Source organism: Algoriphagus sp. NF, assembly GCF_028823735.1.
In the GTDB taxonomy this organism is placed as follows: Bacteria; Bacteroidota; Bacteroidia; order Cytophagales; family Cyclobacteriaceae; genus Algoriphagus; species Algoriphagus marincola.
In genome coordinates, this window is sequence record NZ_JAPEIB010000001.1 from 166,018 (window position 1) to 182,799 (window position 16,782).

Annotated in this window: 19 protein-coding genes; 10 read left to right on the top strand and 9 right to left on the bottom strand. The window is 43.5% G+C overall.

What is annotated here, in order from left to right; all coding sequences use genetic code 11:
• Positions 1–211 precede the first annotated feature (211 nt).
• From OU792_RS00665 to OU792_RS00680, 4 genes are all read right to left on the bottom strand, one after another.
• Positions 212–1,024 (bottom strand): SDR family oxidoreductase, encoded by an 813-nt coding sequence (locus OU792_RS00665; protein WP_274669205.1) that lies wholly within the window; start codon positions 1,022–1,024, stop codon positions 212–214.
• 128 nt (positions 1,025–1,152) lie between these two features.
• Positions 1,153–1,599, bottom strand: coding sequence for a molybdenum cofactor biosynthesis protein MoaE (locus tag OU792_RS00670; protein ID WP_134200834.1), 447 nt, complete (start codon positions 1,597–1,599; stop codon positions 1,153–1,155).
• A complete protein-coding gene (locus OU792_RS00675; RefSeq protein WP_222582771.1) occupies positions 1,592–2,677 on the bottom strand; it encodes a HesA/MoeB/ThiF family protein in 1,086 nt (361 codons plus the stop codon). Before OU792_RS00675 ends, OU792_RS00670 begins: the two co-directional genes overlap by 8 nt.
• A gap of 4 nt (positions 2,678–2,681) precedes the next feature.
• Complete coding sequence (locus OU792_RS00680) at positions 2,682–2,921, bottom strand: MoaD/ThiS family protein (protein ID WP_134200830.1); 240 nt, start codon at positions 2,919–2,921, stop codon at positions 2,682–2,684.
• A gap of 161 nt (positions 2,922–3,082) precedes the next feature.
• Here OU792_RS00680 and OU792_RS00685 point away from each other — a divergent pair, with 161 nt between their 5' ends.
• The 3 genes from OU792_RS00685 (at position 3,083) to OU792_RS00695 (ending at position 5,383) form a co-directional block, all read left to right on the top strand.
• Positions 3,083–4,438 (top strand): glucoamylase family protein, encoded by a 1,356-nt coding sequence (locus OU792_RS00685; protein ID WP_274669206.1) that lies wholly within the window; start codon positions 3,083–3,085, stop codon positions 4,436–4,438.
• A 154-nt stretch (positions 4,439–4,592) separates the two neighbouring features.
• Positions 4,593–4,883 (top strand): type II toxin-antitoxin system TacA family antitoxin, encoded by a 291-nt coding sequence (locus tag OU792_RS00690; RefSeq protein WP_134200826.1) that lies wholly within the window; start codon positions 4,593–4,595, stop codon positions 4,881–4,883.
• A complete protein-coding gene (locus OU792_RS00695) occupies positions 4,880–5,383 on the top strand; it encodes a GNAT family N-acetyltransferase (RefSeq protein ID WP_134200824.1) in 504 nt (167 codons plus the stop codon). The genes OU792_RS00690 and OU792_RS00695 overlap by 4 nt, the downstream gene beginning before the upstream one ends.
• A gap of 32 nt (positions 5,384–5,415) precedes the next feature.
• Here OU792_RS00695 and OU792_RS00700 read toward each other — a convergent pair whose 3' ends face one another.
• The 5 genes from OU792_RS00700 to OU792_RS00720 all read right to left on the bottom strand — a co-directional run bounded on the left by OU792_RS00700 (position 5,416) and on the right by OU792_RS00720 (position 10,087).
• Entirely contained in the window at positions 5,416–6,153 is a 738-nt protein-coding gene (locus OU792_RS00700) for a sulfite exporter TauE/SafE family protein (RefSeq protein ID WP_134200822.1), read from the bottom strand.
• Positions 6,153–7,328 carry a molybdopterin molybdotransferase MoeA gene (locus tag OU792_RS00705; RefSeq protein WP_134200820.1) on the bottom strand — a complete coding sequence of 392 codons (1,176 nt, stop codon included), beginning with the start codon at positions 7,326–7,328 and terminating at the stop codon, positions 6,153–6,155. The genes OU792_RS00700 and OU792_RS00705 overlap by 1 nt, the downstream gene beginning before the upstream one ends.
• Positions 7,329–8,309: a GTP 3',8-cyclase MoaA gene (gene moaA / locus OU792_RS00710; protein ID WP_134200818.1), complete on the bottom strand. Its 981-nt coding sequence runs from the start codon at positions 8,307–8,309 to the stop codon at positions 7,329–7,331.
• Positions 8,310–8,377: 68 nt separating this feature from the next.
• The gene (locus tag OU792_RS00715) at positions 8,378–9,277 is read right to left on the bottom strand and encodes a helix-turn-helix domain-containing protein (protein ID WP_134200816.1); all 900 of its coding nucleotides are present in this window, start codon (positions 9,275–9,277) and stop codon (positions 8,378–8,380) included.
• 3 nt (positions 9,278–9,280) lie between these two features.
• Positions 9,281–10,087: a hypothetical protein gene (locus tag OU792_RS00720; protein ID WP_274669207.1), complete on the bottom strand. Its 807-nt coding sequence runs from the start codon at positions 10,085–10,087 to the stop codon at positions 9,281–9,283.
• 250 nt (positions 10,088–10,337) lie between these two features.
• Here OU792_RS00720 and OU792_RS00725 point away from each other — a divergent pair, with 250 nt between their 5' ends.
• The 7 genes from OU792_RS00725 to OU792_RS00755 all read left to right on the top strand — a co-directional run bounded on the left by OU792_RS00725 (position 10,338) and on the right by OU792_RS00755 (position 16,743).
• The gene (locus OU792_RS00725; RefSeq protein ID WP_134200812.1) at positions 10,338–10,886 is read left to right on the top strand and encodes a fasciclin domain-containing protein; all 549 of its coding nucleotides are present in this window, start codon (positions 10,338–10,340) and stop codon (positions 10,884–10,886) included.
• Between the two features lie 145 nt (positions 10,887–11,031).
• Positions 11,032–11,481 (top strand): nuclear transport factor 2 family protein, encoded by a 450-nt coding sequence (locus OU792_RS00730; protein WP_134200810.1) that lies wholly within the window; start codon positions 11,032–11,034, stop codon positions 11,479–11,481.
• A 74-nt stretch (positions 11,482–11,555) separates the two neighbouring features.
• Positions 11,556–12,014, top strand: coding sequence for a (2Fe-2S)-binding protein (locus OU792_RS00735; RefSeq protein WP_134200808.1), 459 nt, complete (start codon positions 11,556–11,558; stop codon positions 12,012–12,014).
• Positions 12,015–12,026: 12 nt separating this feature from the next.
• Positions 12,027–14,288: a molybdopterin cofactor-binding domain-containing protein gene (locus OU792_RS00740; protein ID WP_134200806.1), complete on the top strand. Its 2,262-nt coding sequence runs from the start codon at positions 12,027–12,029 to the stop codon at positions 14,286–14,288.
• A 146-nt stretch (positions 14,289–14,434) separates the two neighbouring features.
• Positions 14,435–15,400 carry a tetratricopeptide repeat protein gene (locus OU792_RS00745; protein WP_274669208.1) on the top strand — a complete coding sequence of 322 codons (966 nt, stop codon included), beginning with the start codon at positions 14,435–14,437 and terminating at the stop codon, positions 15,398–15,400.
• 6 nt (positions 15,401–15,406) lie between these two features.
• Positions 15,407–15,760: a DUF2200 domain-containing protein gene (locus OU792_RS00750; RefSeq protein WP_134200802.1), complete on the top strand. Its 354-nt coding sequence runs from the start codon at positions 15,407–15,409 to the stop codon at positions 15,758–15,760.
• Complete coding sequence (locus tag OU792_RS00755; RefSeq protein WP_274669209.1) at positions 15,757–16,743, top strand: FAD-dependent oxidoreductase; 987 nt, start codon at positions 15,757–15,759, stop codon at positions 16,741–16,743. The genes OU792_RS00750 and OU792_RS00755 overlap by 4 nt, the downstream gene beginning before the upstream one ends.
• Positions 16,744–16,782: the final 39 nt, after the last annotated feature.

Below are 16,782 nucleotides of genomic sequence, written 5' to 3' on the forward strand. Positions count from 1 at the left end.
GCTATAATAGCTGAAAAGCTACCAAATGATCTCATTTTTTATTGAGTCTTTTTAGCCTGCGCAAGTTTATATGAGTAAAGTAGGCAATTTTGAAAGTATTAAGCTAGCCTAAGGCATACCATCTTCAAAGTTGGCATTCGGTTGATGTATAGGAATACATCTACACTCGTCCGCCTTGAAGCTGGCATACCTGAGACTTTTTCAGTGAGCCCTATTTAAAAGGCGAGTCTTTTTCTTTAGCCATCTGATTATAGACAATTCCATCAAGAATTCCCGGCATCCACTTATTCAGAAACACCGCCAATTTACCCTGAGGAGTCAAAACGATATCCCGCTTTCGCTTGATCGTCGCCTTCAAAATATGTTCTGCCACCTCCTCGGAAGTCATCATTTTAGCCTCATCTCGAGGGGATTCGCCCTGAGAAGAACCATCAGCTGTGAGTGCCGTGTTTCGAATATTGGAAGCTGTAAATCCGGGAGCCACGACCAAGACATGGACGCCCTTTTTCATCACCTCTGTGCGAAGCGATTCAAAAAAGCCATTCATCGCATACTTACTCGCAGTGTAAGCTGTTCGCGCCGGAGTACCCCGATAGCCATTGATAGATGATATACCGATGATCGAGCCTTTGGACTTCAAAATAGCCGGGAGACAAAACTTGGTTGCATAGACTGTTCCCCAGAAATTCGTATCCATCACTTTGCGAAAAACATCCAAATCCAAGTCCTGAAAAAGCGCCCGCATCGAAATTCCGGCATTATTGATCAGGATATCTATCTGTCCAAAATGTGAAAGCGTCTCCTCCGCCATCCGTTGATTATCAGCTTCTGAACCGGCATCAGCGAGAATGGGCAGAACCTCAAAACCTTGTGAACGGAGTTTCGATACAGTATTTTCCAGCTTTTCAGGATTACGGCCTGTGATGGCGAGTTTGGCTCCTTCTCGACCAAATACCTCAGCACAAGCCTCACCAATCCCTGAAGTGGCACCGGTAATTAGGACGACTTTGTCTTTGAATTTCATAGCTGAAAATTAAGATTAAAGATAGGGAATCAGGAATCTTGGTGATAAAAAATATACTTGGCCAACTAGATTATGTTAGGGTTTAGCTATTTAGAACTATCCAAAAGATTCTAATCCTCCAAAACAAACTACCTATTCACCTTCCACACATGCTCTTCGCTATCTAAAAGTTCTTTTCCCCAGACGGGTAGCTCGGCCTTGATACGCTCCACCAATTCATCGCAGGCATCCATCGCTGCTTTTCGGTGTTTGGAGGAGGTAAACACAAACAAACAAATCTCACCAACTTTGACCTCGCCTAAGCTGTGATAAATATGCATGCAGGTCAACGGATACTTGGCAAAAATATCCTCTCTTATTTCAAAGGCCTTCTCCAAGGCCATCTCTTCATAAGCTGTATAGTCGATTCCTATCACCTGACCATTTTCTTTCTTGTCTGCTCTCACTTGGCCAAGGAAAATCGAATGTCCTCCGATATCCGTTTTGCTTGCATGATTGGCAATTGACTTGGCTATCTTCTCAGGAGCAATCGCTCCCTGCACAAAAATATTCTTCGGTTTTCTGACTTTATCCATTACTTCTCGAGTTTGTTTTCAAAGCTGCGATTCCCCCTTTGATGGAATAGGTGGCTTTATCCGGAAAATGAGATTTGATGAGCAAAGCTGCTTTTTGACTTCGAATTCCTGTTTGACAGAAGAAGAAAATCGACTCTGCATCTTCAAACTTTTCCAATTGTTGCGGCAAAACAGACATGGGAATCTTGGTCAAAGCAGAACAAACCAAGGGTGGTTCCTCCTCGGGTTCTCTCACATCCACCAGTATGGTTCCATGCCCTGCCCTGCGAAAAGCATCATCCCAATTGAGGGTCTCAATCCCTTCACAGGCCAATTCATAATTTGTATCAGAAAAGGCTTCCCAGTCTGAGGGTGCAGAAGCTCTAGCCTTGAAGCTAGGACTGATCTGCAAATCGTAAGTCTCGGAATTTAAGCTATTGAAATACAAAACCCGATTATCCAAAACTTCTCCTAGGCCTGTTAGAACCTTGATCGCTTCCAAGGCCATCAAATTTCCGATGATTCCCGGCAAAACACCCAAAACGCCTGTTTCTGAACAATTGGGAACCTCTGCAGCGGAAGGCATATCTGGAAACAGGTCCCGATATTGGCAAGACTGACGGTTGAGGTTGAAAACAGAAACCTGCCCTTCATGCTGATAAATCGCTCCAAAGACCAAAGGCTTTTTGAGCAAAACGCAGGCATCATTGACTAGATAGCGAGTGGGAAAATTATCAGAGCCATCGATCACCAAATCATGCGGAGCCAAAAGTTCCTTTGCATTTTCAACCGAAATGAAAGCAGTAACTACCTTCCAGTTGATATCAGAATATTTATCGGAGAAATAGCTTATAGCAGTCTCTGCTTTGTTTTTTCCCAAATCATTTTCTCCAAAAATCACCTGCCGATTGAGATTGGAAATACTCACCTCATCTCCATCTACCACGGTAATATTTCCGACTCCAGCGGCAGCCAAATACAGCAAAATCGGTGAACCGAGACCTCCTGCACCAATGACTATCACTGAGGCTTGTTGTAATTTTCTCTGACCTTCAATCCCAAGTCCGGGTAAAATAACTTGTCTTTCGAATCGATTCATAAATTCATCCTCCTGAAAAAGGCGGTAAAATGGCTACTTCTGCTCCAACTGGGATTTCTGCCCGCTCCGAACACAATTTCTTGTTCACAGCGAGACTAAATTTGACAGACCTCAAACCAGGAAACTCTTCCAAAATCTGCTTTGTCAAACTTTCAGAATTCCCTGGATTGGAAAGGGTCAATTCCTGACTTCCCAGTTTTTCTGCCACCATCCCAAATGCTTTGATCTTTATCTGGTTTTCCATGTCATTTGAATTGAGATTCCTAAATTACACTTCATCAATTTATTTAACTAATCAACAGGATAAATGATCTCATTTCCTTGAGTTCATTTTGCAATAATTAATAAACTCCAATTCACCCTTCAATCACAAAATCTCTCTAAATGACCCAAAACCTTAATCAAATGGCTGTATTATACTTCTTGCTTTTTGCCTTATGGGCATGCAGCAGCCCATCAGACGATTCGGTAAATGATAAATCAGCAGATTCTACCTTATCAAATCTCAGCGATGAGCAGCTCCTCGACACCGTTCAATACTACACTTTTCAGTATTTCTGGGAGGGGGCCGAACCTAACTCAGGTATGGCTCCGGAGCGAATTCATATGGATGGGCTATATCCTGATCAGGATCAGTATATCATCACCACGGGAGGTACGGGAATGGGTTTGATTGGGATTCTGGGAGCCATCGAGCGGGGATGGATTACCCGAGAAGCCGCTGTGAAGAGGTTTGACAAAATGCTTACTTTTTTAGAGAAAGCGGACCGATTTCATGGGATTTGGCCGCATTGGCTGGATGGAAAAACGGGTAAAACCAAGCCTTTTAGCCCGAAGGATGACGGAGCAGATTTGGTCGAATCTGCCTTCCTGATGCAGGGACTCCTTGCTGTCCGGGAATACTTCAAAAATGGAAATGAAGCAGAGCAAAAAATCAGTCAGCGTATTCAGACGCTTTGGGAGGAGATGGACTGGAGTTGGCATACCCAAAACGGGCAAAATGTACTCTATTGGCACTGGTCACCCAATTTTGGCTGGGACATGAATTTCGCATTGGAAGGCTACAATGAAACTTTGGTAACCTACATTTTGGCAGCTGCTTCCCCTACCCATCCCATCAATCCTGAGGCTTACCATCAAGGCTGGGCTAGGTCCGAAGCGATTCGCTCACCTAGAGAAACACCCTATGGTTACTCCTTGCAACTCAGGCACAATGGCGCTGAGGAACTGGGAGGCCCGCTTTTTTGGGCCCACTATTCCTACCTCAGCATCAATCCCAAAGGACTCAAAGATCAGTATGCAGACTATTGGGAAGAAAACAGAAATCAAACCCTGATCAATCGGGCCTGGTGCATTGCCAATCCGGGAAAATTTAGAGGCTATGGGGAAGACTTATGGGGACTCACCGCCTCCTACTCGGTCAATTTCTACCATGCCCACCGACCCGGAGATGATATAGGGGTGATTTCCCCGACTGCAGCTCTTTCCTCCATTGTCTACACTCCGGAGGAATCCATGAAAGTGATAAGGAATCTGTATGAAAACTATGGAGAAAAGGTGTTTGGACCTTATGGATTCTACGACGCGATTAGTCCACATCATGACTTTTTCCCTCAGCGCTACTTGGCCATCGATCAGGGACCGATCGTCACGATGATAGAAAATTACCGGTCAGGCTTGGGTTGGAAACTGGTGATGAATGCTCCTGAAATACAGCAGGGTTTGGAAAAACTTGGCTTTTCCTACGAAATCCCCAATTAAGAAAATATGAGTTTGATCAAAGCAAACAGCAAAGCCAAGTTCAATAAGGTTCCAGTAGAATAGATTGAAATTTATTTTTTAAATTTTACCCGTTAAATTTCCGTACAAAATATATTTGTACGTTTAAAATACGTACATTTGAAAAAAAACTAAAATGAACACAAAAAACTTAACTTCAAAAAGTGCTCGCTTTGACACAAGACTTAACAAAGAGCAAAAGGAGTTTTTTGAAAAAGCTGCCCAAATAGGAGGATATAGAAATCTGACGGATTTTGTGGTAGCTACTGTCCAAGAAAAAGCAAAGGAGATTATAGCAGAAAAAGAACGCGTAATTGCATCTCAAAAAGATGCTGAAATTTTCTTCGACGCTATCATGAATCCCAAGTCTCCAAACGAGGAACTTGCTAAGGCTGCTGCTGAATTCGAATCCCTGATAAATAAATGAGTCAACTTTCAGAGCCCTTAAACTCCACCCACAAGAAATCCGATTTTTTCTGTGGAAAAGAAATGCTGGATCATTACCTCCATAGGCAAGCCAATCAGGATATTAAGCGAAAACTCGCAGTTTGTTTTGTGATCAAGGAATCCGATACCAACTTGATTAAAGGATACTACACCTTATCCAATGGAAGTATTGATCAATCAAATATTCCTCTTGAAATTCAAAAAAAGTTACCAAACTCATACACTTCCATTCCTACCATCCTATTGGGAAGACTTGCAATTGATCAACGGTTCCAAGGGCAAGGAATAGGAAAACTACTTCTTGTTGATGCCTTAAAAAGGTGTCATCTGATTTCAAAGACCATCGGCTCATTTGCCGTGATCGTAGATCCCCTTGACCTGGAGGCCGAACGATTTTATAAAAAATTCGGGTTCATCAAGTTACCTGATAGCGGAAAAATGTTTTTGCCGATGAAAACTGTTAGCCAATTGTTTGAATAAATGTCTTTTAAAGTCCCGGGAGTTAGGTTTTTTTAACTCAAAATCAGCTTAATCGAAGCAAAAAGCAGCACGAAAGCCAAAAGGTATTTGAGAGATTTTACTGAAAAGCGTTTAGCCCCCAAATAGGCTCCTAAAATACCACCGGCCACGGTCAAAGGAACCAAAACCCACAATTCCTCTTTAAGGGGCAGCTCGTAAATACTGGCTCCTAAAAAGCCCGCTACTGAATTCAAAAAGATAAATAGCGCACTCAAAGCTGCGGTTTCCTTCACTCCTGCCCAACCCAGCATCAGCACGATCGGGGTAAGGACAATCCCTCCACCGATCCCAATCATCCCGGAAAGAAAGCCGATCAAGATCCCCAACAGCGGTCCCATCCACCACGCCCGCTCAATCTTGGTCTTATCGGCAATCGGGAAAACTCCAGCAAACTTCAGTGCAGGGAAAATCAACAGCGCTCCCAAGACCTTTTTATAAATCGAGGCATCGAGTAGGATGGTCCCTCCCAGGTAAGCCGCAGGTATTGAAAACAGAATAAGTGACCAAAACAGACTGGTCGGAAACTCTCCCGCCTTACGGTAATTCAAGAAAGAAGCCATGGACACCATCATATTCAGAATCAGGGCTGTGGGCCTTATCTCCTCAGGAGCAAATCCCAACAAAGCCAAAATCATCAGGTAAGAACTCGCTCCTCCATGCCCGACCGAAGCATACAAAAACGCAGCAAAAGGCATCAAAAAAAACAGGCCGTAATAAATCAGGTCTTCCATCACCAAGGATAAAATTTAACCAAAGTACCCGATTCGACAAGGGATGACTCCTCCGGTATCTCCACAAATCCATCCGCCAAACCAAAAGCAATCAAGTTGAAGGATTCCTGACCCTGAAGCACCTCTACTTTTCCATTTTGGATTCTTGCTTTCAGAAATTGGGTGAGCGGAATTTTCTTATCAAAATCCTGAGCCAATGGAAGATTTTGAAAATGATTCCATGCTTCCGGATCTCTTTTCCAGGATTGAATGACAGGCTTTACGTACTGCATAAAGCAGGAAAGTACCGAACCCGGGTTTCCAGGAAGGGCAAAAACGATCTTACCCTCTTTTTCCCCAGCATAGAGGGGTTTGCCGGGTCTCTGCTTGAGTTTGTAGAAAAGCTGCTTGACCTGATTTTCCCCCACGGCATTTTTGACAAAATCATATTCTCCCACAGAGATCCCTCCGGTAAAAATCACCAAATCATTTTCATCTAGCGCTTTGGCAAGGGCCTCCACCACCACTTCTTTTTGATCCGGAACCTTGATTTGCTGTATTTCTGAGATTCCCAAGTTTCTCAACCAAGACTCCAAGGCAGGGCCATTGGCATTGTAGATTTGTCCGGGCTCGAGAGGCTTTCCCAAGTCCTGTATTTCATTGCCAGTAATGATGATGGCGACTTTTGGAGCTAGGGATACCTGCACCTCATTTACACCCACCGAGGCTAAGAGACTGACCAAGCCCGGAGTAATCTTTGCACCGACTTCGGCCACAACCTCACCCTTTCTACATTGCGTTCCCCGATAGCGAACATGATTTCCCTGAGTGACATCCTCAGGTTTAAATTGGATGAAATCACCCGCCCGCGCCACTTTTTCCTGCATGATCACCGAATCTGCCCCTGCAGGCAGTGGTGCTCCGGTAAAGATTCGGACTGCTTGTCCTTTTTCGATTTTGGGTAAGTCAGAAGAGCCCGCAGCAGCCTCTCCCATTACTTCCAAGCGATCAATTCCTTCCTCCCAAGCAAAGGCATAGCCATCCATGGCAGAGTTGTCAAAGGAAGGCACATCGATTTTAGATTGGACAGATTGGGCTAAAAAATGGCCTATGGCCGAAGAAATGGGTAAGCTGATAGTTCGATTCGGAAGATCAAGCTTTTGAAGGATGGATTTTGCTTCTGAAACGGATATCATTTAGCCTCCGATTTTGATCATACTTCTGTTTTCGATGGCATCGGGATTAGCCTTTAGGTAGTCTGGGTCAAATTGTCCCCCCAAGGCTTTATGCTTTCTGGAAATGGAAAGCCGGATGATTTCTTCCACATTTTCTCCCTTTCGAAAGGCTCCCAACAAATCCAATTCTTCCTTTCCAAAAAGACAGTTTTTGATTTTTCCATCTGCTGTCAGACGGATTCGGTTGCAGCCCGCACAGAAGTTCTCACTCATGGTAGTGATAAAGGCAAAAGTACCGGCAAAACCGGGTACTTTGTATTTCTTGGCTGTATCGTGCTTTTTGTCTTCCAGCTTGACGATTTCATACTTTTCCTTCACCAAATCCAGCATTTGAGCCGCTGTGACCACTTTCTTGCTTTGCCAATGATTCCCTGCGAAGGGCATAAACTCGATGAACCGCATGTGGATGGGAAGCTCCTCTGTCATCGCCACAAAATCGCAGATTTCGCCCTCAATCAAGCCATGAAGCGCCACCGCATTAACTTTGACACGAAAGCCTTCTCGCAAGAGCAAGAGAATGTTTTCCCAAACCAAATCAAATTGATCTCTGCGGGTTAGTTTGAGGAATTTTTCACGGTTGAGTGTATCCAAACTGACATTGACCGAGCGAACACCGGCTTTCTTCAATACGCCGATATGCTTGTGAATCAAAACACCATTTGTGGTCAGGGTCAATTCAACAGGATAGGTAGAAAGATACTCCAAAATCTCAGGAAACTCTTTCCTTACCAAAGGTTCTCCTCCGGTCAATCTAATCTTTTTGACCCCAAGATTAATGAAGGTTTTTGCCAGATTGATCACTTCATCCTTACTCATCAGCTTGGACTTAGGCATCCACTCCATCTCTTCCTGCGGCATACAATAAGTGCAGCGGAAGTTGCAGTGATCTGTAAGTGAGATCCTGAGGTAATCGTGAATACGTCCGAAACTATCGACAAGCATTAAGCTAGATTAAGAGTTTTTCTTTTTGTAATAAAGCCAAAATTGGCTGAATGGTTTCATTTGTCTATTTAGACTTTTCTAAACTGAGTTGGAGATAAATTTACGTGCTTTTTGAAGAAATTATTGAAGTGAGTCACTTCATTGAATCCCAAGCCATAAGCGATTTCGGATACATTCCAGTTGCTTTGTTTCAGTAGGATTTTGGATTCCTGCAATACTCGATCGGCGATCAACTGAGAGGTCGTCTTTCCGGTCATTTCTTTTACTGCTCGGTTGAGGTGATTGACATGGACATTAAGCTGATCTGCAAAGTCTGAGGGGCTTCTGATTCCAATGGTCTGATGGGTTTCATCGATGGGAAATTGCCTTTCCAGCAATTCCAAAAAAATTGAGGCAATTCTCAGGGAGGCGTTTCCGTGTTGGGTTTGTTGAATCTCAGCAGGCTGCAGCTTCATCCCAAAATGAATCAGCTCCAAAATCAAAGCCCGGATCGCATCATATTTGTATTTGTATTCGGAACTGAACTCCGCCTCCATTTTTTCAAAAATCAACTCAACCGCCTCCACCTCTTTGTCCATCAGCTCAAAAATGTGATTTCCACTGGGCTGAAATACCTCATATTGCTGGATCTGCCCGAAATTCATAAAGAAATGTGGGTTGAAAATACAGTAAATCCCTTGCGTATCGGGCGCCAAATTATCCCATTTGTAAGGTACAAGCGGATTGGAAAAGGAAAGCGCCTGTTTCTTAACTTCATTGATTCGGTCAGCATAGTGAACCGTACCCGGGCCTTTGACCAGCATGATTTTATAAAAATCTCTCCTTCGGTAGGGCACGGTCTTCATTTTGCCCTCCAGGTATGGCTCCAGTCGGAAAATATTGAAATGACCGATTTCCGCGGCTAAGTTTTCTGGAATCCAGTTGAATTTTCTCTCATAAAACTCTCGTAGGCTTTCGGCATTATCCATGATTTATTTTTTTTCAAATGAGGAATTAAACTTATACAGCAGACTCAAGTTCCAAACCAAATCATCTCCCGGGATAGTGGAATCGAGCTTTTTATTGGCAAAAGCCTGAAATTGTACTGGAAACTCTCCATTTTTCAAGGTAATTCCCGAATTGGTATAAAACCCGGAATTTTCATCAACCTTTAGGAAAAAGAGCTGGGGATTGATCGCCATACGGTATTCACCAGCTAATTGAATATCCGAAAATTCAGGACTTAAAGCTAGAAAATCAGAATTTTTGGGCCCAAGCACCTGAATACCCATGCCTTTGAGGTAGTACAATCTCAGGGTAAACCTATCCGTCAATCGATAGCTGGAATTGATTTCACCTGCCACATAGCGATTGGCTACCATTCTCATTTCAGGTTGTCCCTCCACCATTACCTGTGCCTCTTGAAACAAAAAAGCAGGATGACCACCTACAGACAAAGAAAAGCGTCGGTCTTTGATCAATTTATATCTTCCCCAAAATACGAATGACCAAGGCTTTCCATCCATTCCAAAACGAAGCATGGGATCAAAGGAAAAGTGTTCTCCTCCCATAGTCAAGTCAAAAAAGACTGCTGGGCGACCAAGCGAAAAGGAAGGGATAATGGATATCCCATTATTGGTAGTAGTGATGGTTCCCCCAATGTGCTTTTGACCGGCCTCCTGAGCAAAAGCTTTCTCCTTGCTTAAGCATAAGCAAGCAAGGACTATCAAAAGAAAGGATACTCTTAGAAAGAAACCGGTTCTGGAGAACTGACGATAAGATTGATTACTAAATTTCATAAGGGTAATTGAAATATCTTACAAAATTCGTAATGATTTTGTATCTCTAGCGATACTTTTCAAACCAAAACTTACAAAAATCAAATAACCAGCCCCGAAACTTTCGACCGCTGAAGGTCTAGATTGATAAACTCTAAAAACCCTCGATTTGATTGAGTTTTTTAGCCTCAATATTCATTAATGAAAGGCCTTCTTAAACTTTAATCGACTAGGGTGGTTAATAAACAGAAATCAAACCCCTTTAAGAAAAATGAAAATCAACAAAATCACGGCATTCGCCGCCACCTTCCTAGCACTTGGCTTTTGGACAGCCTGCAGTGCTCCCAAACAAGAATCCTCTGAAGAAGAAACAATGGTAGAAGAGGTTGTAGAAGAAACCCCAGTTGAGTCGAATACTGTAGTCGATATCGCAGTAGGTTCTCCTGACCATACCACATTAGTTGCCGCAGTACAGGCTGCTGGTTTAGTAGAAACTTTGAGTGGAGATGGACCATTCACCGTTTTTGCACCTACCAATGCAGCTTTTGAAGCACTTCCAGCAGGCACTGTAGAGGATTTGCTGAAGCCAGAAAATAAAGAGACACTTACCGGTATCCTAACTTTCCATGTAGTTTCTGGAAATGTAATGTCGGGAGACCTTAGCGACGGTCAAGAAGTAACTACATTAAACGGACAGACTTTGACTGTTTCCATTTCTGAAGGAAAAGTAATGATCGGAGGCGCCACCGTTGTAGCTGCTGATTTGGCAGGTTCCAATGGAGTAGTTCACGTGATTGACACGGTACTTCTACCAGAATAAGGTATAAGAATCCAAAATGACATAAAAGCCGACTTTACCTAGTCGGCTTTTTTTTGTTGCTGTTTGAATTTTGTAAGTATTGGTTTGATAGGAATAATTGAAACAGTATAAAAATCAGGAATATTGTTGTTTAAAATCTCATAAAATGAAAAGACACTTATTTCTAATTGCCCTGTTGCTATTTAGCGCGAGTACAGTATTTTCACAATCCGCCACCGAAAAAGAGGTTTATGAACTTTCCATGAATAAATGGAAATGGATGGCTGATAAAGATATTACCAAACTCACTCCCATATTCCATCCTGAAGCCAAGTTTGTCCATATGAGCGGAACCTGGACGACTGAACGAGAACTGGAAATCATCGAAACAGGTAGCATTTGGTACAAAAATGCGGCTGTTCATGATACTGCTATCGAATTGTTTGGGAATACGGCAGTTGTTTGGAACCGAATCACCTTGACAGCCCATGTCAGAGGAAATGATGTGGAGAATGAATTTACAGTGACTGAAGTCTACCAAAAAGAAGGTTCCGAATGGAAAATGCTTGCCTTGACCTTCAGTAGTGTACGAGATACACACGAGATTGAGAAGTAGGTGAATAGCTTATTTGAATTCAGTAAGGGCTAGCCTACTATAAATCATTAACTTAGATATCAAATTTTAGAATTATGGCTCAATTCAACCTCAATATCAACGGCAAATCCCAACAGGTCGATGTCGATCCCAATACCCCACTACTTTGGGTTTTGAGAGATCACTTGGACTTAGTTGGCACCAAGTTTGGCTGTGGCATCGCTCAATGCGGTGCTTGTACCATTCACTTGGACGGAAATGCAGTGCGTTCCTGTCAGTTACCGGTTTCGGCAGCAGAAGGTGCACAAGTCACCACCATTGAAGGGCTCTCCGAAAATGGAGATCATCCGGTTCAAAAAGCCTGGCTGGAGCATGATGTTCCTCAATGCGGGTACTGTCAAGCCGGTCAAATTATGAGTGCGGCAGCCCTTTTGGCACAAAATCCTAGCCCATCCGATACCGACATCGACAATGCAATGAATGGAAACATCTGTCGCTGTGGAACTTATCTCAGAATAAAGGCAGCCATTAAAACCGCTTCACAAAACCTCTAAGCTCTGAAAACCATGACAACTGTAAATACCAAAATGAACAGAAGATCCTTCCTGAAAGCCTCGGCTTTGGCAGGAGGTGGAATGATGCTCAGCTTTGCCTGGCTCGCTGGTTGTAAGCCCACCGAAGAGGAAATGATGGGCCTTCCCAAGGAATGGTTTGAATTAAATAGCTACATCAAAATAGGAGAAAATGGGGCCGTGACCCTTTACTCTCCCAATCCAGAATTCGGCTCCAATGTCAAGACTTCCATGCCTATGATTTTGGCGGAGGAGTTGGACACAGATTGGAAGCATGTATTTGTGGAGCAAGCAGATTTTTATCCGGAGCGTTTTGATCGCCAATTTACCGGTGGAAGCCAAGGAATCCGTCAAGGTTGGACTCCTTTGAGAACGGCCGGTGCCACAGCGAGAGCCATGCTCGTCAGTGCTGCCGCACAATCATGGAATGTCCCCGCTTCAGAAATCACCACAAATGCAGGGCAAATTGAACACAAAGCCTCCGGCAAAAAAGCGCATTATGGAGAAATGGCTTCTTTGGCGGCCACGCTAGAAGTGCCTGAGGAAGTGACCTTAAAGGAAATCAAGAATTTCAATATCATTGGAACATCCAAGAAGAATGTGGATGGTCAAAAAATCATCACCGGAAAGCCCCTCTTCGCTATTGACCATAAGGTCGAAGGAATGAAGTACGCCGCGTTGGTGATGCCTCCTTCTTTTGGGATGCGACTTAAGTCATTTGACAAAAGCTCCGTAATGGGCATGTCCGGAATTGTAGACGCTTTCCCGATCTCCCTATTCAAAGAAGACTACGCCAGAAATTTCTTTGATACCACTACTTTTCCTGAGGTAGTAGCGATAGTAGGCAATTCGACTTGGGAAGTCATGCAAGCCAAGAAGAACCTAACAGCCGAATGGGAAAAAGCGCCGGAAACAACCTTCCCAATGGCAGGACGAGGAGGCGGAACCAGCACGGCCGTTGTACCGGCTGGACTGGAAAATACAAATCGCCACAAAGCGCGAATGGCGGAATATATCCAAAAGCCAGGCAATGTAGTTCGAAGAGATGGAGATCCTGAGGGAATGTTTAAAAAAGCAGCCAAGGTTTTGGAACGAACCTATACTGCGCCTTTCCTCGCTCATAATACCATGGAACCGATGAACTGCTTCGCGGATGTGAAGGGGGACAAAGCGATTATCTATGGTCCAACTCAGGCACCGGAGTTCATATCAGGAACCATTGCCCAGGCACTTGGTATTCCAAAAGAAAATATCCAAATCAACCTCGCTCGAATGGGTGGTGGATTTGGACGAAGAGCTTATAGTCACCATATGACCGAAGCGGCTTTGATTTCTCAAAAAATCCAAGCTCCAGTGAAGATGTTTTACACCCGCGAGGATGACATGTCTGCAGGAGTCTATCGACCTACTTACTCGGCAACTTACCGAGCAGCTTTGGATGAAAACAATAATTTGTTGGCATTTCATGTAAAAGCCGGAGGAATCCCAGAAACTCCTCTACATGCCAATCGATTTCCGGCTGGAGCAATCGATCACTATCTGGCGGAAGCTTGGGATATCCCTTCCAATATCACAATTGGAGCTTTCCGTGCTCCCCGGTCAAACTTTATCGCAGGTGCCGAACAAAGCTTCTTGGATGAATTAGCAGAAGAAATGGGTAAGGACCCCATTGAGTTCCGATTGGAATTGCTAAAAAGAGCCGAGACCAATCCTGTAGGCGAAAGAAATGATTACGAACCCAAACGCTATGCTGGTGTCTTGGAACTGGTAAGAGACAAATCCAATTGGAATAGCCCGCAATCCAATGTCAGCCGTGGTGTATCTGCTTATTTCTGTCATAATTCCTATGTGGCCGAGGTGGTGGATACAGTCATCAAAGACAATCAGCCCGTAGTGGAGTCAGTCTACGCAGCGGTAGATTGTGGCATAGTGGTAAATCCGGATGCCGCTAGAAACATGGGAGAAGGTGCGATTGTCGATGGTATCGGAAATGCCTTTTTCGGAGAACTGACTTTCGAAAATGGAGCTCCCACCAAACGAAATTTTGACAAGTACCGCATGATACGGCATAAAGAAGCGCCGAAGAAAATCGAAGTTCACTTTGTGGAAAATAACGAAGATCCAACCGGATTGGGCGAACCACTTTTCCCACCGGTATTTGCGGCCTTGGCCAATTCCTTATACAAAGCAACAGGTAAACGCTACTATGAGCAGCCATTTGCACCACAGTTGGAAATGGAGAATTTGAGAATGTAGCTTTTGATTAGAAAAAGCGATTTTGTTCAAACACCCAAAACTTGATACCCATCAAGTTTTGGGTGTTTTTTTATCCTTGGATTCAGTAGAAGACCCCCCCCCCTTTAGAAAAAACCAATTTTTGATTTTTTATTGTAGATTAAATCTTGCAAAAACATTCTAACCCGATGCGAAACGCCTTCTATTTAATTTTTCTTCTCAACTTCCTAGTCTCCTGCAGTCAAAAACAAAACGAGTCGATTAAGAAATCAGAGGATTCATTTGAATCATCATTCACCACCCAACTGGGAAAAACTTATCAGCTATCCGAGCCCTCCGAAAAGCTACTAAGCCAATATGAAGAAGCAAAGGCCAAATTGGAGGCTAATCCAGACGATGTAGAGGCTCTTATCTGGTATGGAAGACGCACCGCCTATTTAGGTCAATATGGGAAGGCTATCGATATTTATTCCGAAGGAATAGAAAAATTCCCCCCAGAACCCAGACTTTACAGACATCGAGGGCATCGCTACATTTCCATTCGAGAGTTTGATCAGGCAATTTCCGATCTTGAAAAGGCTGCCGAGTTGATCCAGGGAACTCCAAACGAAATCGAACCCGATGGAATGCCCAATGCTTTGAACATTCCCGTGAGTTCACTTCACGGAAATATTTATTATCATTTGGGATTGGCTTATTACCTGGTTGGAGATTATGAAAAGGCCTATGATGCTTATGTGAAATGCAGGGAAAGTGGTTCCCATTATGACAATATTGTTTCCAGTACCCATTGGCTATACATGATTCAGCAGCGATTGGAAAATCCTGCTAAAGCCGATTCACTTTTGGCACCGATCCACGCAGATTCTACTGTGATAGAAAATCAAAGCTATGCTGACCTTTGCAATCTATACAAAGGTTGGGTTCCGGTAGATTCACTTATACAGCAAGGACCTGGTGGCAATCCATCCAATGATGCTGTTCGGTATGGAGTGGCAAATTGGTATCTCTACAATGGAGACACTTCACGGGCCAAAAACATGATGGAAGGTCTCTTGGAGACGAATTCCTTCGCTTCCTTTGGCTACATTGCAGCTGAACAGGATTGGATCCGTATGTTTAACCAAAACTAAAAACCAATGAATTCCGACGAAAGAATAGCTAAAATGACTTTTGGATCGGTGTATCCTCACTATATCACCAAGGTGGAGAAAAAAGGACGTACACAGGAAGAATTGGATCAAGTAATATCCTGGTTAACTGGCTTTTCTTCTTCAAAAATTCAGGAGCTGATTGATAAAAAGGTCACTTTTACAGAGTTTTTCGAAGAGGCGCAGCTCCATCCTAATACCAATCAAATCAAAGGGGTAATTTGTGGATACAGAGTCGAAGAAATAGAAAACCCTTTGACCCAAAAAGTCAGATATCTGGACAAATTGGTAGATGAATTAGCCAAAGGGAAAAAAATGGAAAAGATTCTAAGAAGCAGTTGAAAAGTCCCACATCTACATCCTCAAAACCTTCCGAAATAAAATCAGCAACGGTTATAGGATCCGGAATTATCGGATTGACTTCGGCCATTGCATTGCAGGAGACTGGATTTCGAGTAAAGCTTTACGCCAAGGAGAAATTTGGACACACACTTTCCCATAAAGTGGGGGCTGTTTGGTTTCCATACACCATCGAACCAAAAAAGAAAACTGATCGATGGGCAGCTGTGAGCTATGCGCGCTATCAAGAAGAATCAGCCTACGCTGAAGGGGTTTCGATGATTCCATTTTTGAACTCTTATAAAGATCTGAGCGAGGAAGAATGGGTAAAGCATTTACCGCCCGGAACTGTACGGGAAGCCAGTTTCTCGGAGCTTCCAACTGGCATGGAAAAAGGTCTGATCGCTGATGTACCTTTAGCCGAACCTCCCCGCTACCTTCCGTATTTATTCAGAAAGTTTTTAGAAAATGGAGGTGAATTTGAATTGAAAAAATTCAAAACCCTCAACGACTTAGCTTCGCTGGATGAATGGGTAATCAATTGCACTGGCCTTGGAGCCAGGGAACTCTGTGGAGACCTAGATCTGCATCCCATGCGCGGACAAATTTTACGTGCCGAAAAAATGAATATTCCTTCCTTTGCTGACCCAATCCGAAAAGGAGCTTTAACATACATTATCAATAGAAGTCAGGACTCCATCATTGGAGGAACTGATTATGAAGACGACTGGAACGAAGAGCAAGACCCTAAAGACACTCAATTAATTTTGGGACGATTGAAAAGTTTTGGCATCCAATCAAGTCCCCAAGTAATCGAAACACTAGTCGGACTAAGACCGAAAAGAAAAGCAGTGCGTTTTGAGTTTGATGAAGAATTCCCTCGGATTTTTCACAATTATGGCCATGGAGGAGCTGGATTTACAGTGGCTTGGGGTTGTGCTTTAGAATTAGGCAAAATCCTCCATCGCAAAATACCAGGGGAATAATGGATCCAAGGCTAGGTTTGAATGAACTGAATCTTGAAA